The 25,044-nt window shown below is 42.4% G+C and carries 13 protein-coding genes and 1 pseudogene; 12 read left to right on the forward strand and 2 right to left on the reverse strand.

The features are described from left to right. The first annotated feature begins 389 nt into the window (after positions 1–389). Positions 390–15,752 (forward strand): FN3 associated domain-containing protein, encoded by a 15,363-nt coding sequence (locus G588_RS20730; protein ID WP_022779760.1) that lies wholly within the window; start codon positions 390–392, stop codon positions 15,750–15,752. An 81-nt stretch (positions 15,753–15,833) separates the two neighbouring features. On the opposite strand, the gene G588_RS20735 is transcribed toward G588_RS20730, so the two are convergent. Further along, positions 15,834–16,271 (reverse strand): hypothetical protein, encoded by a 438-nt coding sequence (locus tag G588_RS20735; protein WP_051139965.1) that lies wholly within the window; start codon positions 16,269–16,271, stop codon positions 15,834–15,836. A 182-nt stretch (positions 16,272–16,453) separates the two neighbouring features. Here G588_RS20735 and G588_RS23475 point away from each other — a divergent pair, with 182 nt between their 5' ends. The 3 genes from G588_RS23475 to G588_RS0116220 are packed head-to-tail and all read left to right on the forward strand — an operon-like array spanning position 16,454 to position 18,795. Continuing rightward, on the forward strand, positions 16,454–16,555 hold the full coding sequence (locus G588_RS23475; RefSeq protein ID WP_334290808.1) for a hypothetical protein: 102 nt from the start codon (positions 16,454–16,456) through the stop codon (positions 16,553–16,555). 3 nt (positions 16,556–16,558) lie between these two features. After that, the gene (locus G588_RS23425; protein WP_022779761.1) at positions 16,559–16,969 is read left to right on the forward strand and encodes a hypothetical protein; all 411 of its coding nucleotides are present in this window, start codon (positions 16,559–16,561) and stop codon (positions 16,967–16,969) included. 50 nt (positions 16,970–17,019) lie between these two features. Then, positions 17,020–18,795: a methyl-accepting chemotaxis protein gene (locus tag G588_RS0116220; RefSeq protein ID WP_022779762.1), complete on the forward strand. Its 1,776-nt coding sequence runs from the start codon at positions 17,020–17,022 to the stop codon at positions 18,793–18,795. A 79-nt stretch (positions 18,796–18,874) separates the two neighbouring features. Here the strand turns inward: G588_RS0116220 and G588_RS0116225 are convergent, their stop codons facing one another. Further along, positions 18,875–19,534 (reverse strand): Crp/Fnr family transcriptional regulator, encoded by a 660-nt coding sequence (locus tag G588_RS0116225; protein WP_022779763.1) that lies wholly within the window; start codon positions 19,532–19,534, stop codon positions 18,875–18,877. A gap of 104 nt (positions 19,535–19,638) precedes the next feature. Between G588_RS0116225 and G588_RS0116230 the strand changes: the two genes are divergently transcribed. The 8 genes and pseudogenes from G588_RS0116230 to G588_RS0116270 all read left to right on the forward strand — a co-directional run. Beyond that, positions 19,639–20,409, forward strand: a complete 771-nt coding sequence (locus G588_RS0116230; RefSeq protein WP_022779764.1) for an ATP-binding protein — start codon at positions 19,639–19,641, stop codon at positions 20,407–20,409. Positions 20,410–20,491: 82 nt separating this feature from the next. Continuing rightward, complete coding sequence (locus G588_RS0116235) at positions 20,492–21,439, forward strand: L-lactate dehydrogenase (protein ID WP_026668848.1); 948 nt, start codon at positions 20,492–20,494, stop codon at positions 21,437–21,439. A gap of 482 nt (positions 21,440–21,921) precedes the next feature. Beyond that, on the forward strand, positions 21,922–22,188 hold the full coding sequence (locus G588_RS20745; protein ID WP_035788805.1) for an AbrB/MazE/SpoVT family DNA-binding domain-containing protein: 267 nt from the start codon (positions 21,922–21,924) through the stop codon (positions 22,186–22,188). Continuing rightward, on the forward strand, positions 22,148–22,600 hold the full coding sequence (locus G588_RS0116245) for a putative toxin-antitoxin system toxin component, PIN family (protein WP_026668849.1): 453 nt from the start codon (positions 22,148–22,150) through the stop codon (positions 22,598–22,600). Before G588_RS20745 ends, G588_RS0116245 begins: the two co-directional genes overlap by 41 nt. A 393-nt stretch (positions 22,601–22,993) precedes the next feature. Continuing rightward, positions 22,994–23,395 carry a hypothetical protein gene (locus tag G588_RS0116255; protein ID WP_022779767.1) on the forward strand — a complete coding sequence of 134 codons (402 nt, stop codon included), beginning with the start codon at positions 22,994–22,996 and terminating at the stop codon, positions 23,393–23,395. A gap of 106 nt (positions 23,396–23,501) precedes the next feature. Continuing rightward, the gene (locus tag G588_RS0116260) at positions 23,502–24,038 is read left to right on the forward strand and encodes a GNAT family N-acetyltransferase (RefSeq protein WP_022779768.1); all 537 of its coding nucleotides are present in this window, start codon (positions 23,502–23,504) and stop codon (positions 24,036–24,038) included. Positions 24,039–24,070: 32 nt separating this feature from the next. Then, complete coding sequence (locus G588_RS0116265; protein ID WP_022779769.1) at positions 24,071–24,520, forward strand: GNAT family N-acetyltransferase; 450 nt, start codon at positions 24,071–24,073, stop codon at positions 24,518–24,520. A 274-nt stretch (positions 24,521–24,794) separates the two neighbouring features. Further along, a pseudogene (locus G588_RS0116270) lies at positions 24,795–25,044 on the forward strand (hypothetical protein); the annotation flags it as partial.

Raw genomic sequence — 25,044 nt, forward strand, 5'->3', positions numbered from 1 at the left:
AAGGCAGGAATCATGCAAAATGCTGCATGGTTCCTTTTTTATACTTCCTTTTTAAAAGTTTATTCCTTTTTTAATCCTACCTTTAGAAAAATTCTTTCATTAAATGTTAAAATTAAGTGAGTTATTCTGGAGAGGATTGTATGAAGAAAGTAGGAACATTCGTTATGAACTTCTAAGAAAGGAAGTTTGACACGTATGGGCTACGCAATTACAATCCTTGAGCACAGCACAGCACAGCACAGCACAGCACAGCACAGCACAGCATTAGTGGGCCCATTTTTAAATACATATTGGAGAAACTAGGTAACGTCGAATGACGGGATTAAAAATCCTGCCATTCGGCTTTTTTCGTTTATAGAGACCATAAACCAAAGTAGGAGGGACATTGCATGAAAAAGCGCAAAGTAAAGACATATGGATTATTACGCAGATTATTGGCGGTAGTGATCACATTTGCCATGATTATTGGCTGCTTCAAGGGAATGAGTTTCTCTGCAAAAGCCGATGGCGATCCACCGGCAGTAGACGGACCAACATTGCTGGAGGCCGAAGTTGATGAATCTGACGGTGTTGTATACTACATAACCCGTGTCATGGGTACGGGAGCATCAGTATTTATTGAGGGCAACTACTATATGTTTGTCCCTACTGAAAACCCTAAGCCTTACATGACAATCCTGCCTGACGGTTCAGGTATTCTTAAGGTTGCGCCATACAACCATGATGCCCGAGGATGGGAAGAGTTTCAATCAAATGCCATTAACTGCTGGGTAGATGTAGTTAGAGCTACAGATGGCTTTGACTGGTGTATGCACGGAACTCTGAACTATGGTCCCACAGAGTATAACTGCTGGGCGGGCGGTGCACAGCATGTAATGGGTGCTGCCTACAAATTTAATGAGTACAAGTATGGAAGCAAAATAATAATTCATCTGTCCAAAAACAGCGTTCCCTGGAAGGATGCTACTGTAGCAATCTACAGAGGAAATCAGAAGCTGAAAGAAATAGAAGGTACTGCGAGCCTTGCTACCGGATCAGAGGAGATAACAGACGACAATATTCTTCAATATGCCATCTATGACTTTGGCTATTTCGAAAATGGCACATATTCAATATATGTTAACGGAAAACATACAGATTACATTACAGTCAGCGCCTTGGCTGATAACAACATAGATGCAGGACCGGGTACTGCAAAGGAAGAATATGATAACTTCAGATATATTACAGACCTTTCTTTTGTTGGAGATGTCCAGTTCCATACCCTTACTGCTCATTCCACATATAATCAGGATCAAAATCCCGGGTATTCAGAAGTTCCAGGAAGAATTGACTTGTCATATGACAGTATTCCTATGACCAGTGGTAATGCCACTGTTACAACCACTATATATGGAACAAATAACAAAGAATATAACGTTGTCATCGGTGGTACTGATACAGGTCACATATTGGGAAATGGAGTAGGAAGAGAGCATGCAGAAGAAGTAGGTGAACCGGAAGAATCCACCACGGTTAACTTCTACAACATGAAAGTTACCCTTAACAGTGACCAGCCATGGCCTGACACAACGGATGTAAGCCTTAGAGATGCTGTTGGAACGGTTAAGAAAACTCTTAAACGCGTATCTGACAGCGGTAATGAAACTGACGGATATTCTGTTGTATTTGAAGGCATGATGCAGGAGGAAGAGGCATATCAGGATCACTTATCGCCTAATCCTTCTACTTACTATGTCTATGTAAACGGAAAATACATAAATAAAAATGTATGGCGTGCGCCAAAAACAATCGGAAGCATTCAGGGATGGAATAAAGCAAAGCAGCCCTACCCTTATGAGACTGAAGCAGAATTTTATATGGCAGAGGTCGATCTAAAGCTTGATGATGCAAACTGGGATGAAGCTACGGTTGTAGTTGATAATGGAAGAGATAATTACACCATGACCAATAAGGGGGGCGGTGTTTATTCTGCACAGGTCATGAAGTATTTAAACAGTAACGATCAGGAAATCCCCTATACAGTCAGCATAGAGGGAGTAATAGATCACACCAATACAGACAATAAGATCACAGGTAATAATGAGGATAGTAAAAAAGTCTCTCAGGAATTCTACACGGTTCATTACAGGTCTTACGTAAAGAGCGGTAGAAAATATAAAGAAAAGCCTGAAGACTATAGAAAACAACTTGTAAGGAAAAACAGTACCGCAGAAGCTCCTTCAGATGCATATATGGAGGGACTAAGCTTTAGATGGTACAGTCCTACAAAGTGGACAGATTATGACGAAGCGGTCGATACCGCTGAGGTTAAATATTCAATTAAACCTGCCTTTGATTATGGTGCAACAGCTAACGTGATCACAGGACAGACGACTTTGTATGCCCAGTTCGGAATCCCGGAGGTTCTTGTAAATGAATACATCCGTACTGGAGCAAACGGTGGTACGCCTTTAGCAACCGGAGAATATTTCCGTCTGGGTAACCTGGCTATTTATGGATTCGGTGTTAAGAAGGAGGCCATAAAGAGTGCTCAGGTTAAGATGAAGAATGTCTCATCGGTAAAAGTATTAAAGGTAAACGGTGTAGAAGCCTGGGATGAAGAAGTTACGCCAAAGACAAAGCTAAAAGCCGGCGAATCTATTTCAGGCAATGTGCTTAACCTGACCTTTAAGCCGGGACTTACCATGGCTGAGGCCCAGGAATGGCTTCGTACTAATCTTGTGTTTACACCTGTAAAGGGATCTGTTCCTGCAGATGAAGAGGGCGTAAACGATGAGTGTAAGGTGGAAGTAACAGTATCTGACGGCGTAATGACTGAAGGATTTACAACAAGTAATACCTTGTCAGACACACCCACAACGATTACCCAATTGACTGGTGGAAACAGCACTACACTGCAGACAGGTTTTTACTACGTGGACACAGATGTAACCTATAGCGGAGGACTGGCTGTTGCAGATAATGCAACAGTAAGAATCTATGTAAAGGAAGGCTGCACACTCACAACTATAGGAACTGCCGCCAGTGGTGCTACAGGAGGAAAAGCAGGAATAACTCTGCCTAGTGGTGCAAAGCTTTATCTTCTTGGTAAAGGCACTATTAATGCAACGGGTGGTAAAGCAGCCAATGGCTCGCGAGGTGGTAACAATGTTGACGATGCATATGTTCATTCTGATGATATGTTTCGTGGAGGAACCGGTGGAGGTGGAGGAGCCGGTGGCGGTGGCGCAGGAGCTGGAATTGGAGGAGATGGAGGAAACGGCGGTAGGGGCGGAGGAGGCGGAAGTGGAAATGAGTCTGACTGCGGTGACAGTGCATATGGTGGGGATAACGGAGGAACTGGTGAAGCCGGAGCCTCAGGTAATAACATGGGAGATTTGTTTGTTCAGACAAGTCTTACCATTAATGCGACTGCTGGAGCCAATGGAGACAGCGGTGGACCTACAGGTACTCAATATACATCTGCATCAGGAATAAATGGAAGAAATTATCGTTGCAGTAGTTCAGGTGCAGAAGGATGGAGCAATACGTATTATGCTGGAGCAGGCGGCGCCGGTGGAGGCGGCGGTGCAGGAGGAATAGCCCATGATATTGGTGGAGGCGGTCCCGGCGGCGGAGGCGGCGGAGGCGGTCATGGGGGCAACTGCTCAACCGGTTGGTATTCTGATGGCCACAATGGGGGCGGTGGAACTTCGCCCTGCGGAAAGAACGGTTATGGTGATAATGGCAGCCAAGGTGGCGGCTACGGAGTAATCGGCAGCGACGGAACAAGAACGCCGGATACATTCGTTTCAAACGACTTTATAATTAAATACGGTGATGTCTCAACAATTAATTACCAGATGGCCAAAGAAAAGACCATCATTTTCCCAGATTTTAACCCTGAAGACAAGTATTACCTTCTTGGCTGGCAGGTTACAAACTATGCAAAATACGTAGGTAGTGATGATGGTAAGGATCATCCCCTTACAACCGCTGATAAGACTCTTTATCAGCCTGGTGATAAATTGACTTTAGTGGATGGCACAGCAGGAGATATCATATTTACTCCTATTCTTAGAGAAAAGAACGGCATCGATGCAACAGGTGCTTATCAGATGCTGTTCAAAGAAGAGCAGATGCCGGAAACACAGTATTATACATATACTATTTTCACTACCCTTGATTCAGATCCCAGCACAGAAATGGGTGCACTTGTACTTACAAACACTGATGATACGACTGATACAATTTCGCTTTCAGCAGGACCTGAAGGAAAGTACACAACCACGATTTCCCAGGATAAGACCTTTGATATTACCAGTGGTAGTTACCCTGAAATCACAGATCTTGGATCAGTTAAAAAGGGAGAGAGCATCTATCTGTCCTTTGAGACCATAAGGGTTAAGATTATAGGAAATTCCAGCACTGATGTAAAACTGTATGAAGCCGGAAAAGGACCGGAGGATGTATCAGAAGATCAGGTGAAAGAAGGTCCTACTCTTTCACTGATACTTAATGAAGACGGTGTATCTACATGGCAGCATGTAAGAAAGACAGTCAAGGAAAAAGGCTCTTATGACGTATATGTTGACGGTGTTAAGGTACCTACATTCATCGGAAGCACCAGAAAAACGGCAAGTTACGGCAAGGGTAAGGAAGTAACATCAACCTTCTGCACAAACACCCTTAACGTGCATACCAATACTATAGTTAATCAGGTTGAGCTAAGAAGCAGCTCTGAAACTATAGCACTGGCAGGAAGAAGCAATACTAACTGGTTTGTGACAAGGATCCAGGATTCTTCCACTAATTATGACATTTACATAAACGGTCTTGACGCTGGCCTTACTACAAACTTTGCAAGCGACAGGACTCTTACAGGACATCTGTATGTACTTACCGTTAATACAAGGATTGACGGAAGTCTTGCCGATGTTGATCAGGTGACCTTTGACAGTGCAGGAAGAGTTACGGAAAGCGGCGAAGCTATTGAGAAGGCTATGCGTGACAGTGTGGGTGTTTATACTCTTATGACCACCTCCAGCTTAAAACGTACTGTTACAGTTGGGCCTACAGAAGTTGGTAAGGTTGATACTTCAAATACACTTGGCGGATCAACCCTGGTAGCAGATTTCTACACAGCTTCCTATAAGAATGGAACAGAAGATGCTCCATCTGTACTGGATAAGGACAATAAGGTTTACTTCAAGGGAAGTACTCTGATTGTAGGAGATGGTATCGGAGCTGAGCACCATGGAACAGTTGAGGATTCGGAAAAGAGGGCGACACCTGAAAACTCCTATTTTGCAGGATGGAAGGTTGATGGAAGCACAGAAATTAAAAAGCCGGGTGATACGGTTACTGTTAATGGTACCAAGACTTTGGTATCTGCCTGGAAGCTATTCTCTACAGCAGAAGCACGCTGGGTAATCGGTGGAAAGACCTATTACGGAACCTTTGAAGAAGCGATTGATACAGCCAATGATAAAGTAGATGACAAGTCTGAGAAATATAAAGACGGTGACGGAAAATATGCTCCTACAGGTCCCACGATAGACATCTATATTCAGGGACCCGTAATAATCAATCATCCGGTTAGGGTTCCTGTTAATACAACCATAACTATTGAGAACCCTAAAACACCTCTTTATGAGAAGAAAGAAATAACTGCTGAAGATGTTATACAAAATCAGTCTAGTGAAAATCCTACGCTCGATGTGGATGATATTGGATTAGAAGTAGACGATACAACTAAGCCAATCGGCAATACTCAGGGAGGCACCATCACAATTGAGGGTGGTGGTACCATTATTAACTATGGAACCATCAAAAATGAGAATACTACATCCGGAACCATCGGCATGACCGTTAAGGAAGACGTTAAGGAAGGCGGCGTGATCCTTAATAAGTATGTGATCCCGTCAAACAATTATGGTGTTGCGGATAAAAAACAATCAGGCGGTATTATCACTAACTCGGGAAAACTAGTGGTAGAAGGATCTGAAAGCCGTATCTCTAACGAAGGCATATTCAGAAGTACCGGCGAAAATGTTATTCCAAGCGGCGGATTTGAGAATTCTCAGCAGCCTGTAGGCCAGGCAGAGAGTGAAGCGATGGGAGGAACACTTCCCACTAATTTAGGAGGAAAGGATCCTCTTAATGGAATGGGCTCCATAGATGCCAGTTCAGATCCTGTAGTCATCAGACTTGAAGGTGACGTTACATTAAATACTCCATTGATAATCAATTCAACCTCTTTCGATGACAAGAGAATTGTACTTGATCTAAATGGATTTACACTGACAGGACCCGGACATACTAACGATTTAAGCAAAAATCTTCCAGCTTTGAAGGTAACTGGCACCGGAACGAATCTTACTGTAATGGATTCCAAGGGTGGCGGATCTATTCAGGGTGGAAATGGAACTACTCCATACGTTGAAGATCAAGAGACCCTTGTGAAAACATATGATAATGGACTGTCAGGAAATGTGGGTCTGGAAGTCAATGCCGGAGAGGTAATTATAGATTCTTCTGTTCGCGGAATCTATGGAGGAACCGGTGGCATGGGACAGGATGGTGGCGATGCCGGTGATGGCGGAATTGGTGTAATACTGTCCGGAACTTCGGGTGGAACCCTGACTCTTGAGAAAGGTTCACTTATTCAGGGCGGCTCTGGTGGCGATTCCATGGTTAATAACAATTCGGGATCCACAGGAAGGGGTGGTAACGGAGGAAGCGCTATAAGTGACGTGACTGGTGACAGTAATCCTAACAAGGTTAAACTAAACAATCAGGGAAGCTTACCTCCAAATACTATCGATTGGGATAACATTCCTTTAGATGTAACGATACTACCTGGAGAACCCGGAATAGGTTATGCTTATACTCCTTATGTAATTCCCGAGGATGGAAGTCCTATAATAGAAGCTAGTATTGATAAGGATACTGAAAAGACAGGTTCTACAGGTACAGTAATTGATACAAGCGTAAGTCAGGCTCCTGAAGATAACAGGCTTACCCTTACAGCTGACAGATTTACTTTGCAGACCGGTACAGTGTCCTATGATGGCAATGCCCAGGATGTAGTTATTAACTTTACTCCTAGCACAGGTGGCACGGCTGCACTTACCTTTAACGGTTCGACGCTTACCGGAACAAGTGACGTATTAGGTGGCTATATTGTCAGGTATTATTCTATCAATCCGCAGGATAATTCAGAGACTCCACTTGGTGATGGTGTTAAGCCGCTCGCAGTAGGACTTTATGACATTAAGATTACTACAGATGGATGTACTGATCTGACAAATACAGTTGGATATAAACCTGTATCCAATATGTCTATTGGTACCTTTAGCATTGTGGCTGCACCGGCAGCTGTTTCTGCAAGTGGAGAGATCAATCAGGATGGAAATCCTGTTATTCAGCCTGTTCCAACAGCTGGTGAAGTACAAGAGAAGGGCCATACAGTAGTTATTGATAACAATAGCGGTGGCAAAGTAACCGGTATCAGTATTAAAGTCGGCGATTCTGAGGCGCAGGAAGCTGAGTTTGCGTCAGCATCTCAAGGCGATACTGTAACAATCAGTGCAATAACAACAGACGGATTTACTGCCGCCTGGACAGTTGAGGCAGGAGGCGTAACTCTTGCAAGTGGTGCTGATGGAACCAAGTCCTTTGAAATGCCTGAGAACGACGTTGTTATTGGCGTTTCCACTACTTCAGATGGATATACCATAACTCCGCCTATTATCAAGAAAACCATAGGACAGGAGCTTACCAATGGTTATGGACCTGTTAATGAGATTTCAGTTGAGGTAGAAGATCCTACAAACGGTGAGACTATAACCTATAAGTGGTATAAGGAAAAAACAGATGAAAGTGGCGATCCTATATACGAAGATGGTCAGCCAGTATACGAACCGGTAGATAGCAATCCGCCATCAAATGATCCTACCTGTGATATTCCGCAGGATCTAAAGCCTGGAGAGCATATCTACCAGTGCGTAATAGAATCAAGAGATCCTGTTACCGGAGAGACTGCCACAGTGACCGTTCCGGTTCCTGTTAATGTTGATTCTTTGCCAGATGACATCGTTTGTCCGGATAGCATTGGGCCAAATCCTATTTCAGCTCCTACCATAGTATATACACCTGGTGAAACACCAAATACTGTGGATGTTACCATAACTCATTACAATGAAGATTATGACCCTGATGATGTGATAACAGAAATAGAAGGTGGTACCAGAAAAGAAGAGAAGTCGTTTACATATGAGCTGTTCTACACAGATGATACCCCAATCCCGGATATCAACCCTACCGAAGATGAACAGACTCATGAAATAAGTATTGGAGAAGGATGGACAAAAGCTACAAGCAATCCTGTTACTATAACAGGAGATCCTTCACCAAGTACAACTCCATATAATGCGGTGGTTGTTCAGGTTATTACAACCACTGTTACAGAGATATATGTTGATCCGGATCCTCAGGAACATCCGGAGAATCCGAAAGTAACCATAACTAAGCAGCTTGTACCTAGTAATCCAACACCTGCTTGTGAGACAGGAACGGAGGATACTACGACATATACCTCAAATAATCAGCCTGTACCTACGTATGATAGAACAACGCCAACATACGTGGTTGAGGCACCTGTAATAACTATTACTCCTTCAGGAGATGGAAATAGTGCGACTGCTACAATAACCTGCGATACAGAAGGCGCTTCCATCAGATTTACAACTGATGGTACTGTGCCCACATCCTCTTTAGGAATCGAGTATAATGCAGGATTAACAACTCTTGACCAGTATACCCGTATCAAAGCTATTGCATATAAGAACTTTACAATCAATGAGGCTAGTAGAACTGTAACAAGTAGCATATCAAGTAAGGTCTTTGTACCTAGCGGCGTGATCAAGATTGATCCTACTACAGGAACTGTTACTCCGCTTAAGCCAGGAAAGACAGAGATCACAAAGAAGATTCCTGAGAATCCTACAAGCGGTCAGATCCAGGAAGATATTATCATCAATCTGGATGTTAAGGAAAAGACAGATCCAGAGACAGGTGCTAAGTCTCTTGTAAGTGAGATACCTGTTTATACTATTCCTTATGGTATTACAGGCTTTACCTTAACGGGAGCTACATCCTGCAGTGGCGGTAGCGTTACTGTTGGTGATGGCGGAGCCATTACAACAGCTTTTGCAAGCGATACGCCTGCGGACATTATATCCGGCACGGGAGATACTGCAAAGACCATTGCGAGGGTAAAAGTAGCCAAGAGACCGATTACAGTTAAGCCTAACAGCGTTGTCTATACTTATACCGGAAATGAGATAAATAACTTTACTTATACGCTTTCAGGTGGACTTGCATATGGTGATATAGCTACTGTTCCTATCGGAGATAGCAGAATTGGTGCTGGAACATACGTATTGTATGTTAAGTCAGTTACTATCAAACATGGCGATACGGATGTGACTTCCTCATATGCTATAACAAGAGATTCACAAGAAGCATCAACAGCCACACTGACTATCAATAAGCGAAAAGTAAAGGTTACCGGAATTACTGCCAATAACAAGTATTATGACGGAACCACTACTGCAACCTTAAAGACTACAAAGGATGAAGAGGGACAGCCTACAAGTATCCTTGCAGATACCCGCGTAGTCAACGCTGAGAACAGCGATGGCACAGTTCTTGTTGATTATGTAACTATCGGAAGAGTTGTAAGTGACGAAACAGAAATAGAGCGAACATTCAGCTTTGGAAGCTCAGATGTCGGAACTTATAAGATCAGTCTCTATGATGATACGAATAAATTCTACTATGATGCCGCCGGTGGAAATGACGAACCTACTGACGACTCTCAGAAGTATGTTTATGCACAGATTCTGAGAAGACCTCTGACAGATGCTATGGTCGGAACAGGAAGCGTTTCACAGGTATACAATGGCAGCTATCAGCAGCCGGGTACACTTGTATTTACTGACGGTGAGACCACCAGAACTTTAAGAAGCGGCACAGATTATACTGTTAACGGCGATGGATATAAGGATGTAAGCTCTGAACCTTATACTGTTTCTGTAAGTGGTATAAACAACTACAGTGGAACTACTAATGTTCAGTTTACGATTACTCCAAGAAGCATTACAGGAGCTGTTATAACCTCCGAAACACATAATTATAATGGCATTTTACAGACATCAAAGCTTACTTCAGTATTAGTAAACGGAGTAACACTTAGTGAAGGAACAGATTATGAAATCCTGAAGGTTGGAGACCCTGATGCTGCAACAACAGGTGATGAGCGTGAAAACGGAATCTACACCAATCAGGCAACAAATGCAGGAACCTACACAATTACAATTAAAGGTAAGGGCAACTATCAGGGTATTGCTACTCATAGCTTTACTATTAACAGAGTAGATTCAATTCCCGGTTCCTCACCAAGTGGAGATGCAGATCCTCCAGCTGTTGAGGCAGCACTTTCAGTTGGCAAAAAAGAATTGAAGTATGAGGAAGGCCAGGCCCTGCATAATCCATTAACTGTAATAATCGCAGGAAGAAAAGCAAGTTCCAGCGAATATAAAGTTTTGTCTGTAACAAAGGATAGTGACACTGAACATCCTATTGATCAGAGCGCAGCTTCCAGAGGAGAAGTAGTTGCCTATGAAATGGGAGCATACAATGTTCGTGTTAAGCTGACAAATTATCCGAATGAACTTAGTGATACCTTTAAAGTTATCTCCAATAATGTACCGACAGAGATAAAGATTTCCAGTACTAACATGAACTACTATGATCCGGAATCTGAGAATAATCCAGAGAAGAAGACAAAAATAACTGTAACCACTGATGTGGATAATGATCCTGACATACCAGTTACCTATAAGTGGTATCGCGATGGAGAGGAAATAATAGGCGAGACTACTAATGAATATATCATAAAGGATATTGACGTTGGCCATGTTATCACTGTAACAGTAACAGCAGGTGGTGAAACTATTTCAACCTCTACACCGATCATTGCAGATAAACCTGATACTTCAGGTGGAGGTTCCGGTGGAGGCGGCGAAGGTGGAGAAACACCTGAAGGGCCTACTGTCCATGAGGTTTCCGGATTCGTATTTACAACGCCGCAGGATGATAATGAAGAGGAAACTCCGGTAGAAGGTGCAAAAGTTGAAATTCAAATTGGAAACATGATTGTTGATACAGTTACAACAAATGTGTCTCCATCACCAGATCCTGGTAAATTTGAATTTACTGATATTCCTGATGGTGATTACAACATAGTTGTTACATATCAGCCGGATGTCGCTAGCGAATATGTGACAATGACTCAGAAGGTTACAGTAAAGGATGGCGACATAACAGGACTGAAGCTCAGTCTTCCTCCTTACTCAGTAAACAGTAAGGTAGTTGTAAGAGGCGGAGCACCTGCGGTAGTTGTTGGCGGTCTTGATGATGCAGCTCTGGATTCTATGACAGACGCTGAAAAGAATAGTGGAGCAACAGTAACAGTTACCCTTACTGTAAAAGAAACGACAGATCTGACTTCAAAACCTGATGAGGACCTTACTCCATCTCAGCAGACAGTCAAGGCTGAACAGGAAGAAATTAAGAGCGAATATTCAGGTGATTCGGAGGATGCTGACACCACCAATGTTGAATTCCTTGATCTGTCCATCATGCGAAAGGTAGAAGTAGAAGAGAATAGTGTACCTACCACTACTACGAGTCAAGTACATGAAACCGGTCAGGTTCTTGAGATCATTGTTCCATTTAGTACAAGTGGCCGTTGCAATATCAGAATACTCCGTAATCATGAAGGACATCTTAGGAAATTTACTGCTTTGCAGGAACGCCCTGATAATAGCGAAGGTAAGGAATTTAAAGACGGAACCTTCTTTAAGGGTGCAGACTTTGTAGTTATATACGGTAATTTATTCTCAACCTATGCAATCTGCTATCAGAACGGAGATGAAGACGGCGAAGGCTATTATGATGAGATTAAGGATGAATGCGGCTCCGGCGGCGGAGGCGGTGGCACCCAGTCAGAGCCTGGAAAAATTGATAACGCATCTATGGATGGACCAAGCGGACCTGGCGGAGAACCTGTTATAGGTGATGTCCTTACAGTAAAACTTTTACCTGAGAATCTTGAAGGCATTATAGAGTATCAGTGGTATAGAGACGGAGAGCCTATTGAAGGAGCAACTTACTCGTCTTATACAATTACTACTGAGGATGCCGGCAAGGAGATCACTGTAGAAATAATACAGCGTATCACCAAGGAGGATGGAACAGAAGAAGTTATTAAGAAGACGCCTGAAAAACAGCCGGGTGTAGTTCGCAAGAAGACACCGCAGAATCCTACTACAGAAGAAATAAGTAAGGAAATAGTGGTTAATAACTCGAAGGAAGTCTTCTATCCCGGTGAGGATTATGAAGTAACCCTTGATCCTACTTCGAAGGAAGGAGATTCATCTGTTTCTATAACTGATATTTTGGATGATGATGATCCTGATAACCACGTGGTTTATATAAGAACCAAGGGTACCGATGATACTGAACCGAGTGAGTGGATTCCATATCCTATAGGAAGCCGGCCCGAAGCACCTAAAGCAAGTACCAAGGATGATTCAGCTAATGAGAATGGTACTATAAAGGTAGACTTTGGCAGCGAAGAGAAAGGTAAAAATGTCGAAGTTCAGTATAAGGGACGTGATGGTATCTGGCATAGCATACCTGGGCCTCTTACTATTGGAAGAGATGGAATAGTCATTATAGAAGGAATGCTGGCAGGAGATGTGGATATCAGGATCCGCTTTGCTGCAACTCTAGAAAGTGTCGCTTCCAAGTGGCAGCTCATAAGTGAAGAGATTGAGTTTGGTATAGACGAAGATGATTACTTAGAGCAGTTCTATATCATCCACTACATCTTAGAATACAGCGGAAAGCAGCTTAGTGAGTCCACTGAACCCGTATATTTAAGCAAGCTCGCAGCTTACAACAGTGGAAAGACCTACGGAATAAGTGCTAATAAGAGCTTCTATGATACCGCAGCAGGTAAGCTCTTTGGTGCAAACGATAACCTTTCTATTCTTAGCTACACTGTAGTTGGAAAGGCTATCTACAGTAATGGAACTCCTGTATTCAGGACAGGAAGCAGCACTGATGTTGTTCAGGATACGCTCTTTACAATGTCCGCTGAAGAATTTGTTGATAACTCAAGCGGAATTGCATGTGAGGATATCCCGGTACTGTACAATGACCTGTATGTATATGCTAATGTAGGTGCTTATGCTACCGACCGTGAGGATAACGGTGTAGTAATAAGTACACCTGCCGGTGTTAAGTATTCAGGTCTTGCACACAAACTAAGCGCAGATCCTAAGTCACTAAAGGCAGATGCAGGAAAGAGTGCAAGTTATGACCTTAATATCACAATTACCGATACCAAGACAAAGAACAGCGACGGAACAGCTTATGAGCTTGTTTACGGTAAGGACTATACAGTAAGTTACAAGAATAATAAGAATGCTTCAGTTAAGGTAAGCGCTGTAGCAGGTGAGACCTATTACAAGCAGATCTATGGTGAGGACCAGGCGGCAGCCAAGTGGCCTCAGATCATAGTAAAAGGTAAAGGCAACTATGCTAAGATGAAGGCTGTTGTATACTTTGATATCCTTCCTCTGTCAGTGGGCGAGACTTATCAGGCAGTTGGAAACTATGCTGATATTGTAAAGGACAGCTACATCCTTAAGAAAAAGGGCGGAATAGCCCTGACAACCAAGGCTGTACATTATCAGAGGAAGTATGACAAGCTTACCGGAGCCTATGTAAATAACGACGCAAAGACAGTTAAGTATAAGGTCGGAACTGAAGTAATTATGACACTTCAAAAGCAGAACCCTGAGACAAAGCTCTGGGAGACATTCGGTACAGGTGATGTGACAACAGCCAAGCAGTGTAAAGCTCTTGTTAAGACCATTACCGAAACCGGATCCTACCGTATCAAGCTTACCGGAACCGGTAACTACTACGGAACAGCTGTTGACAGGTTTGAGGTTTATGCAAACAACAAAACCATGTTCAGTAAGCTAAAGGTTAAGAAGGCTACCGCAGTCTACTCCAAGGATGGCGTTGCAGCAACTGACCTTGTAACAGCAATTAACACCAAGGTTAAGAATGAGGCAGGTAAGAAGGTTGCTATTCCTATGGATGAGGTAGTTGTAACACTTACGCCTATGTCAGAAAGTGCTGAAGTAGATGAAACTGGAACAAAGGCTCTTACTGCCGGTAAGTACAATGCATTCGTATCTGTTAAGGATAGTGAGGACTTTGCTAAGAAGTATCCGTATACCGAGTATGATGAACCTATCATAGCTAAGGTTACTGTAAAAGCATCTGCCCTTAACCAGTCCATGTTTACAATAGACTGGAACCAGGCAGGAGAAGTTTATGACGGATCTTCCAAGGATATCAAGGTTACACTAAATGGCATCACTACTGACGATGTGACCATAGCTAAGCAAAAGAATGTTAACGGAAAAGTTACTTATGTTCCTCTTACAAAAAGTGAGCTTAAAGTGGCAGTGACAGTTACGTCTGATTCTACCATGACAATCAGCGGAAGCTATGTACTCGATGATGGAAGAGTAGTAGATAACAAGGCTCCCGGAACCTACAAGATATTCTTCTATGGTAAAGGAGCATATGCTGACAGTAAGCTCACTGTAACCTACAAGCGAAATCCTGTGGCTCTGGATGCTAAGTTTATCACAGCAAGTGACGCTACCTACAATGTAGCAGGTGCCATGGCAGAATTTACTGTTACTGAGCCTGATGGAGATACAGTAACCATTTCCGGAAAAGGAAACAGCGATTATGCTATATCCTACACGGGTAATAAGCAGATTGGCTCAGGCCGTGCTCTTATCAAGGTAAAGAAATCTACCACCGGATATAGAGTAGGAAGCAGCGCTTATGTAGACTTTAAGATAAACGCAAAGACAGTAGTAAATGTCCTTCCTTACAGTCAGTACAGCAAGGCACTTCCTGGAGAGGTATTTATAAAATGCGCAGGAACTACCCAGGCTGGAAAGGCAGCACCTACCTATAAGCTGTATCAGGCAAGTGCTGATGGAAGCAAGATAATAAGCATTGGAAGCACTGAATATACAGGAGAGTTTAAGGAAAATACTACTGTAGAAGCAGGCGAGAATGCAGGAAAGACCTATGATCTTGTTCTTACAAGCGCAGGAAAGAAGAACCTTATATTCGACAGCGTAACAGTAAGCGAAATCTACACAGAATACACTGTAAAGGCTAAGAAGTATACTCTTCAGAAGGAACTGAATTCTGAAAATGTAGCAGCAACCGCGGCTCTTATCAGAAATACAGGAAGCAACAAGGTATTTACAAGTGAGGACATCGAAGGCTATGCTTCAGGCACAACTGCTGTAACAGTAGACAGCAAAGGAAATATCACAACCACCTATGCAGGCGGATGTTACATACTTCCTGTAATAAAAGAGCTAAACGTTGTTGGATATGACGGAAAGACCTATACTCTTAAGTATGAGGAGGGTGATTACATTATTTCCTACACTAGAAATGACAGATTCGGAACAGCCCAGATGACGGTAACATTAAGTCAGAAGGCTGCAAGGAAGTATGGAATTGGAGGCTCCAAGACCTATAGGTTCAAGATCCTTCGCCAGAAAGATATGGGACTTAGACTCTAAGACTTAGCTATAGCAATCATATGCCCTGGGACTATTAAAAAAGTCCCGGGGCATTTTGGGATATTCTGGGGATTTGTAATATTACGAAACATCTTCCAATGAAATAGGCAAACTATTCATACTTACCCACTTAACTGCAAGTTCTTCAAGCCTTTCAATCTCAGTCATGCCCTGATTAGGAAGTGGCTTTGAGATAGCATCGACTTCTTCAAGTTCGGATTCTGACAAAGGCTGTCCTAAACTTAAATATTTAGGAAGGTTATTGACCATTTTTCTGTAGCCACGACTCCAGTTGGCACCCCCGTTACGATATACTTCGTCAGCAACGCATCCCGTGATCCTAATAACTTCTCCTTGAACTGTTTTGCAGCTTCCATTTCCGGAAACGAGATAATCACAAAGCATGTCGTGAATCTTTCCTGCTGGAAGTGTACTATCAACAATTATCGGTGATACTCCGTCATGTTTAATGATACGCTTTACTGGTTCAACCTCGAACAATTCATAGAGTTTATTCATCGCGTCATCGCTTTTTTCAAAAGAATGATCAGGATAATTGGCCCTTACTTTCTCAAGCCTCTCACCCTTATTTCTAACAAAAGCTTTGGCTTTCTCCCATTCCTCTGAAGGGATAGCTTCTTTTCCTCCACACGCCTTAATCAGGATCTCAGCAATATCGGGTTTGCCACTACCATGTTCTGATAAAGCTCATAGATGCAAGGAAGCCTCTTTCAATCCAGGTACATCCCGATGAAGTATATGCCAAGGCCAACGAAGGCCAGCACGGTAAGACAGAGATGTAGTATGTGCTGGATGCTGAGGAAGGCGCTTATCTCTATCAGGGATTTAACAGGGAAATAACAAAAGAAGAATTTGGGCAGAGGATTTCTGATAACACATTGGAGGAAGTTCTCTATAAAGAGCATGTAAAGAAGGGGGATGTCCTTCTTATAACTCCGGGAACACTTCATGCAATAGGAGGAATCCTTCTGGCTGAAGTTCAGCAGAGCTCAAAAAGGAGAGTCGCTGTTTGTGACTGCGGGAAGCGGAGAATTTACAATAGACGGAGATGCCGAGGTCCTTATCACCTGGGTTCCGTGAATAAAGCAAAGATTGTACAGGTAGCTGGTAAGGCTGTCTGTTTTTTTTGTGTTTTTATGCATTTTTTATTTAATTTTATTAAAAAAATATTAAACGTAAAACGGTGTGTTATTTAGCTGTATAATGTATATGGGCGGATATTTATTATATTGAAAGGAGTGTCGCTATGTCAAGGACAACTGAAAACAAGAAAAATAAGGTCAGTTTTTTCAAATCTATTCCGGTTCAGATTTTGTTCTTTAATATTCTGATGTTGCTGGTATTTAACATAGTAAGCTACATTGTTAACGATGGAATATCATCCATGTCTAACAGTGCTCAGGGTATAATTGCCGGAGTAACCGAGCTGGTTCATAAAGAGGGAACAGTTAAGGAAGATCTGGCCAGGATTGAAGGAACGATCCAGAGCGCAGTGGGACTATGGTCATATTACACTGATGCTGATAAAGAGAGAATTGTAAGCGAGCTTAAATCCTACGAGAGCGAAGTGACCACTCTTGTAAAAGAAATCGGCGATGAGTTTACTATGTATGGCAATCCAAACGCAACGACACAGCTTGATGCTTCGGCAAAGGCTCTTATTGCGAACGTTGATGAAGTGTTCAATATCATGATGACAACCGGCGATGTACGTGTTGCCTCGGAGATACTTACCGGAGATTATGTGACTAACATGGAAGGTGTCAAAGCAGGCATGACAACCCTTGATGCATCGGTGGAGTCACTTCAGGGTAATGTTGTAAATTATATGGCACAGTCAAAAAGTAAGATAACTGTCATGAATGTAACAGGAATGGTTGTGTTTATCGTGTGCCTTCTTTTGAACCTATATGTTTCATTTGTTCTTATCACCAAAGTTATTGTTAAGATTTCCGACTCTGTTCAGGAAATTATAAATGATATCAACGCCGGAAAGGGTGACCTTACAGCAAGAGTAAATGTTAAGACTGGAAATGAGCTTGTATTTATAAGAGACGGCATAAATGATTTTATTGAAACCCTGCAGGGCGTAATGAAAGATGTTAAGAGCGGAACACTCATTCTTACAGATTCCGCAGACAAGATGACCTCACAGATCGCTTTGGCTAACGACAACATCACCAACACATCAGCGGCGCTTGAGGAGCTTTCAGCCAGCATGGACAATGTGTCAACTACAGCTTCTCATATTAAGGAGCAGCTCAATGATGTAAGAGATGCGGTGGAGAGCATCAATGATGAGGTTGCTTCAGGAAAAGAGCGTGCAGGCGAGATCCAGAAGGAAGCTGATACCATTAAGAATGAGGCTATGCAGAAGAAGGAGAATACAGGTGCCAGAGTTGAGGCGCTCAGCAAGACCCTTGATGAGTCAGTAAAGGAAAGTGAGCAGGTTAATCAGATCGGAGAACTTACCAAGGTTATCCTCGATATAGCTTCCCAGACAAACCTTCTTGCACTTAACGCCAGCATTGAGGCTGCAAGAGCAGGTGAAGCCGGCAAGGGCTTTGCGGTAGTAGCGCAGGAGATCAGTGCACTTGCCGATAACAGCAGACAGACAGCCGGAAATATTCAGACTATAAGTGAGAATGTGACAAAGGCTGTTCAGGAGCTTTCGAATAATGCCATCGAGGTTGTAGATTTTATCAACAATACTGTTATTGCCGATTATGAAGCCTTTGTTGAGACAGGAGAGAAATACGAGAGTACAGCAGAGATAATGAATGAAATTCTTGAAGGCTTTACTGAGAAGGCAGACTCTCTTGATAACACAATGCACAGCATGGCAGACTCAATTCTTACAATCACCGATTCCGTTGAAGAGTCCACACAGGCCATCAGCCTTTCAGCTTCCAACTCTACGGAGATTGTGGGAGAAATTCAAGAAATCGGAGAGGCCATGGATAATAACAACCAGGTTACGAACAAACTTAGCGACAGTACAAAGAAGTTTATAAACGTATAAGCCCTATTCCATTACTTGAGCTGTCGTCAGCAGCGTTAGAAGCAGAGCAGCCTGCAGGTTCATGTCGTTTAGTTTGAATTTAATCCGCCTTAATAAGCTTGAAATGACTTTTTCTATATTCGATAAGCCCCTCATCTTTCATGTGCGAGAGTTCTTTTGACATGTTGGTCCTTTCGAGGTTAAGGTAATCGGCAAGCTGTTGCCTGTTGAAGGGAATGTCAAATTCCCTTGAACTTGTCTGGAGTGCGATGGCATTGAGATATGACAAAAGGCGTCCACGGCAGCTCTTGGGAGAAGTATGGAAACTGCGTCCGGAGAGGACAAGGTTTTTCTGAGATGAAATAATAAGTATGTTTTTTAGGAGCTTTTCCTTCCAGGGAGAGCTCTTTTTGCTGTCTTCAAGAAGGTTCCTTATATTACAAAAGAGAATTCGGCAGTCTTCATTTGCTCTGACATCAACCAGAAGGACTTCGCCAAGTAGAGCATAGGTTTCCGCGAAGAACTGATTTTTGCTTACATGGCTTAAGACAGAGCAATTGCCCCAGACGTCATTGCTTTCAATAGTAACACTGCCTGAGAGTACCATACCTATGCTTGAAGTTCGCTCTCCCGCGCGGAGAATCAGATCGTCTTTTCGATATTTCTTTTCCCTGGCATCCAGTGAAGCAATGCATGAAGACAGTTCTTTAGCTGTCATTCCCTGGAACAATCTACTCTTTTCTATACCTTCAAGGTTCATAAATTTTTCTCCAAAATGTGGTTTGAACAACATACTTGTTATGAACAGTATATTATACTAACACCATCAGAACAAGAACAAAGGTCAAACAGAGAGGTTTAATGATGGTAAGAAAGATAATAAAAATCGATGAAGAAAGGTGTAACGGCTGCGGTATCTGCGCAAACGCATGTCATGAAGGAGCCATTGATATTGTGAATGGAAAGGCAAAACTGGTAAGAGAGAACTTCTGTGATGGATTTGGGGACTGTCTGCCGGGATGCCCAATGGGAGCAATCTCTTTTGAAGAAAGAGAAGCGCCTGCGTATGACGAAGCAGCAGTAAAGGCAGCACAGGAGAAGAAAGGATTGGTAAAAGATATGCATCAGTGCGAAAACAAGATGATGAAAGAAATGGAACAACACGCTGCAGGACATGGATGTCCCGGTTCAAGGTTTATGACACTTAAGAGTGGCAATCAGGAAGACACTGATCCCGGACAGGACATGATATCAAGAATGAGCACTCATCCATCAAGACTGATGCAGTGGCCATGCCAGATAAAGCTCCTTCCAACGCAGGCAGACTTTTATAATGGGGCCAGGATCCTTATTGCAGCTGACTGCACAGCATACGCCTACGCTAACATGCATGAGGAATTTATGAAGGGCAAGGTTACAATGATTGGATGCCCGAAACTTGACGAAGGCGACTATACTGAGAAGCTTAAGGAGATCATTTCAAACAACGATATTGTCAGCGTGACCATAGTAAGAATGGAGGTTCCATGCTGCGGAGGGCTACAGAGAGCTGCAGAGAATGCAATAAAGAATAGCGGAAAGTTTCTTCCTTGGCAGGTTGTGACAATCTCCAGAAATGGTGAGATACTTGAGTAAATTTCCCAGTAAGCAAATATTTCATGGGCTTTTGATATAAGTGAGTTTATACTGAATGTAGCAAGAAAAAAGGAGGCATATTATGTCAGCATTAAATGAGAGAAAAGTAGCAGTAGTAGGTTGTGGATTTGTTGGGTCAGCATCAGCTTTTGCCCTAATGGAGAGTGGGCTCTTTTCCGAAATGGTGCTGATAGATGTGAATAAGGAGAAGGCTGAGGGTGAGGCTCTTGATATCAGCCATGGACTTCCCTTTGCAAAGCCAATGCAGATATATGCCGGTGATTACAATGATGCAGGCGATGCTGCAGTTGTGGTTGTTACGGCAGGGGCAGGACAGAAGCCCGGCGAGACAAGGCTCGATCTCGTAAAAAAGAACGTGGGAATCTTTAAGTCGATTATTCCGGAAATAGCAAAGTACAACAAAGATGGAATTCTTCTGATAGTGGCTAATCCTGTTGATGTTCTTACATACGCAGCAGCCAAACTCAGTGACTTCCCTGAAAACAGAGTATTTGGCTCAGGAACAGTACTTGATACGGCCAGATTCAAATATCTTCTTGGTGAGCACCTGAGTGTAGACAGCCGTTCAGTACATGCATTTATCATAGGTGAACACGGAGACAGCGAGATAGCAGCATGGAGTAGTGCAAATGTATCAGGAATTCCAATCCATGATTTCTGCGAGATGAGAGGACATTTCGAGCATGAAAAAGCTATGAAAGAGATTGCTGAAACTGTCAAGAATAGTGCTTATGAGATCATCGAGAAAAAAGGTGCTACTTATTATGGAATTGCCATGAGTGTAAGGCGTATCTGTGAGGCTATCATACGTGATGAAAAGTCAGTTCTTCCTATATCCAGCATTCAGCACGGTGAGAATGGCATTGATGGCGTCGCTCTCAGCATGCCGGCTATTGTCGGAAGAGATGGCGTTGAAGGATCTGTGCCAATCAGACTCAGCGAGCAGGAAAAGGCTGCATTACTAGAGTCATCGGAGACTTTGAAAGCAGTAATAAATGAATCGCTTTGAGTACGGATGTGAGTTAGTTCAATCCGAATCTAATACACTAAAATCAAATCAATCATTCTGCTTGCCTTGTTCATAAGAATTTGTTCTTTAGATAATTTATCCATAGATAAATTATAGAATGCAACTAACATCACGAACAGTGAAGAGGTTATCGCAACCTTTTTGGACTTATTAAATACTTGAAGTTGCGATAAAATCTTCATTTTAGGGATAGAAATCGAATCTTACCGCGATAATGTCCCTACTTCAGCTTCAAAAGCCCGAAGAAAAGTTGAGCTTTCCGATTCAAATAGCAAAGCAATAATTGATAGTCTAAAACGCAAGATAATCTCGCTACAGGAAGAGAATAAGGAACTAAAGCGTCAGCTTGAAGTAGCCTATAGCAGCTACTATAACAGTAAATAACCTTAAATTGACGTATGGAGAGAAAAATGGTATCATTTAAGTAAGAAATTCTTACCAAAGGAGGACGCCAAATGAGTATGATCACTGAAGTAACATCAGTATCTTCAAAAGGACAGGTGGTACTGCCTAAAACAGTCAGAGACGCGCTTTCCCTGGATGCTGGAAGCAAACTTATAGTTGTGACAGATGGAGATAATATTCTGCTTAAACCTATTGTTGCGCCAGACATAAATGAATTCGATTCCCTCATGAAAGAATCCCAGAAATGGGCTAAAAATGTCGGCATGACAGAAGAGGATATAAATGATGCCATTAAAACAGTCAGGAAGAGGAGAAAAGCCTGATGCGTGTTGTTATAGATACAAATGTCGTGGCATCAGCAATATTCTTCGGTGGAAGCCTGAAGAAGTCATAGATTACGTAATGACAAATCGGATTGATGCATATGCGTCAACTGAGATTCTGGAAGAATACACTGAGACTGTAGAATACCTGAAATATAAGTTTCCGGGAAAGAAGCCAAAAGTACCTCTCATAGACATTGAAGCCAAGTGCCGAGTTATAGAGGTATCAACTAAAGTTGATGTTTGTAGGGATCCTGACGACAATAAGTTCTTAGAGTGTGCTATAGATTCAAAATGCTATTATATTGTTAGTGGCGACAAGGATCTTTTGACAGTAAAAGAATATGAAGGAATCGAGATAGTCACAGTCGCTGAGTTCCTAGAAATACTAAAAAATGATACTGATGAATAACTGGTTCATGCAGTAATGATATATAAAAAAAATTGGGCGTCACATTATGTGGCGCCCTTTCTCTTCCTATATATATTATACCATAGATAAACACTGCATTTAAAGCCTTGTTTTGCGGACTAGACACTGCTAAATTGGGAGTAATGGCAAAGGGGATGCTTATAAAGTATATGACTTTCAATTCTTCCTGTTCCTATGCAGGACTTGCAAACATGCTTGAGAAAAAGGGAGTTCACTTTACATATTCGGAATCATATTATATATTTCTTTAGTCTTTTAGTTTCATAGGAGAGGTAGAACAGTGACCCACATACACTGATCTACCTTTTTTTCTGCATTTAAATATAGTATCATCAATAGGATACAGAAAACATCTACACTTCTGGAGGTAGTATGAAACATCATATGAGAATTAAATTAATGGTTGTAACAGTGCTTATTGCCACGATATTTCTGAGTGCTTGTGCAGAAGGAGCTACCTTTAGCGGGAGCAAGACCGGAGATAAAGATCACTTTGACATAGATTTCAAAGTGCTTAATACATCTTATTCTCATGAACTGGAGATGAAGGAAGGGGAAGCCCTTGATGTAATGGTAGAGGCTGAATCCGGAACGATATCTTTACTCATTCAAAAAGGTGATGATAAGCCTGCTTACCGTGGAACTATTGATGAATCTACGGAGTTTCAGTTTCAGGTTGGGATAGAGACTGAAGGAACATATACTTTGACTGTTTCAGGAGATAAGGCAAAAGGGCATGTTATCATTTCAAGAGCCCATAATAATAGCAATTGACCCTGTCCTTAGAGTATAGAGTATCATTGTGTCGGAGCGATTTTTAATAATTCGGGAAAAGAGTGTTGAACAACACCAATCTTTTCCGGTAAATGGAGGAAGGATCATGTTACCGACAAGAATGGAAGCAGAGAGACTTTTAGAAGTAGCAGAAAAATGCACCCCCGGGCCCTGGGGGAACTTGGCGAATTATTCCATTGTCCCTGTGACTGATAAGAACATACTGGACGCAGCCAGAATCCATTCTATATCCTGGAAGGAATCCCACCGTTCATTTTGCTCCGCAGATTTTATTGAGCAGCATTCCATCGAGAATCAGCGGAATTATATAGCAGGTAAGCGCGATAAAGGTAGCGAATTCTTTATCCTATATGACAAGGATCCCGTGGCAGTGGTATCAATTGATGGAGGACTTATCGAAGACTTATATGTTCTGCCGGAATTCCAGAATAAAGGATATGGAACCAAGCTTCTTGAATATGCTGTTTCTAAGATTCAGGCTAACGGCCATACTCCGGTTCTTTGGATTTTAGTGAACAACCACGGAGCAGAGCGCTTGTATTTGCGGAATGGATTTGTACCTACCGGAAATAGGAATCATATTACAGGTAAACTTGATGAGGTTGAGTACATACATGGCTAGAAGTGAAGCATGAATATAAATGGGAGCAGTTTATGATAATCAGAAAGATGATTAAATCCGATGCTCAGGATCTTTACGAAGTGCTTTCTGATCCTGATGTGATGAAATACATCGAGCCACCATATTCAATGGATCAAACGGAGCAGTTCATTAAGGACTATGGCTTGTGCGACCCGCCAAGTGTCTTTGCTGCAGAGAATGATGCAGGTGAGTTTGTTGGATATGTGATTTTCCATGAATATGATACGAATAGCATGGAGATAGGATGGCTTCTCAAGAAAAAGCACTGGGGCAAGGGATATGCGACGGCGCTAACAAGTGAGCTATTAGAAAGAACAAAGGAACTTGGCAAGAGCGCAGTAATAGAATGTGACCCTGAACAGGATATTACTAAGAAGATTGCAATACGTGCAGGGTTAGATTTTAAGGGAATAGAAGACGGGTTATGTCTTTTTGCTAAAACATTTAATTCCAGCTTATAGGTGATATTATCACTTGCGCATATGAATAATTCTAAGGGTCTGAACTGTAATGCAGCAACAAGGATCTGCTTCATTTCAGAGTTTTAATGAATAGCTTATGTACATTTCAGATTATGCTTTGTAAAATAATGGGTCAATCACTTTTTCTATGTGATACATCAGCCGCTGACCCAGCGGCATTTGACATGCTTTTACTTATTATCGGATTAGATGTTATACTTAAAGTGTCTAGTTAGTACGATGATGCCGGGCTCGGAACATGGAGGTAATACTTATGAAGAAGACAGCTGCAATGTTACTTACAGCGACACTTTCAATCGGCATGCTGGCAGGCTGTGGCAAGAGCGAACAGCAAACTGCGGATCAGCAGACAGCGACCACTCAAAAGACTGAGACTCAAGCCAATGCCCAGACCACGGAGATTCTTTCGCCGGAGGATGTTATAGCAGGCTATACTGTCAAGGACCTGGAACTTAACGACGTGGCTCTGGCCGATTATATCAAAGACAACAAGGTGACCATGA

This window comes from Butyrivibrio sp. AE3009 (assembly GCF_000420845.1).
Classification (GTDB): Bacteria; Bacillota; Clostridia; order Lachnospirales; family Lachnospiraceae; genus Butyrivibrio.

Bases quoted from the DNA above. Each gene is read 5' to 3' on its own strand.
- G588_RS20745 (WP_035788805.1), top strand. From the start codon at position 21,922: ATGATCACTGAAGTAACATCAGTATCTTCAAAAGGACAGGTGGTACTG.
- G588_RS20735 (WP_051139965.1), bottom strand. From the start codon at position 16,271: ATGAATAAACTCTATGAATTGTTCGAGGTTGAACCAGTAAAGCGTATC.
- G588_RS0116265 (WP_022779769.1), top strand. From the start codon at position 24,071: ATGATAATCAGAAAGATGATTAAATCCGATGCTCAGGATCTTTACGAA.
- G588_RS0116230 (WP_022779764.1), top strand. From the start codon at position 19,639: ATGGTAAGAAAGATAATAAAAATCGATGAAGAAAGGTGTAACGGCTGC.
- G588_RS0116245 (WP_026668849.1), top strand. From the start codon at position 22,148: ATGATGCCATTAAAACAGTCAGGAAGAGGAGAAAAGCCTGATGCGTGT.
- G588_RS0116225 (WP_022779763.1), bottom strand. From the start codon at position 19,534: ATGAACCTTGAAGGTATAGAAAAGAGTAGATTGTTCCAGGGAATGACA.
- G588_RS0116220 (WP_022779762.1), top strand. From the start codon at position 17,020: ATGTCAAGGACAACTGAAAACAAGAAAAATAAGGTCAGTTTTTTCAAA.
- G588_RS0116235 (WP_026668848.1), top strand. From the start codon at position 20,492: ATGTCAGCATTAAATGAGAGAAAAGTAGCAGTAGTAGGTTGTGGATTT.
- G588_RS0116255 (WP_022779767.1), top strand. From the start codon at position 22,994: ATGAAACATCATATGAGAATTAAATTAATGGTTGTAACAGTGCTTATT.
- G588_RS0116260 (WP_022779768.1), top strand. From the start codon at position 23,502: ATGTTACCGACAAGAATGGAAGCAGAGAGACTTTTAGAAGTAGCAGAA.
- G588_RS20730 (WP_022779760.1), top strand. From the start codon at position 390: ATGAAAAAGCGCAAAGTAAAGACATATGGATTATTACGCAGATTATTG.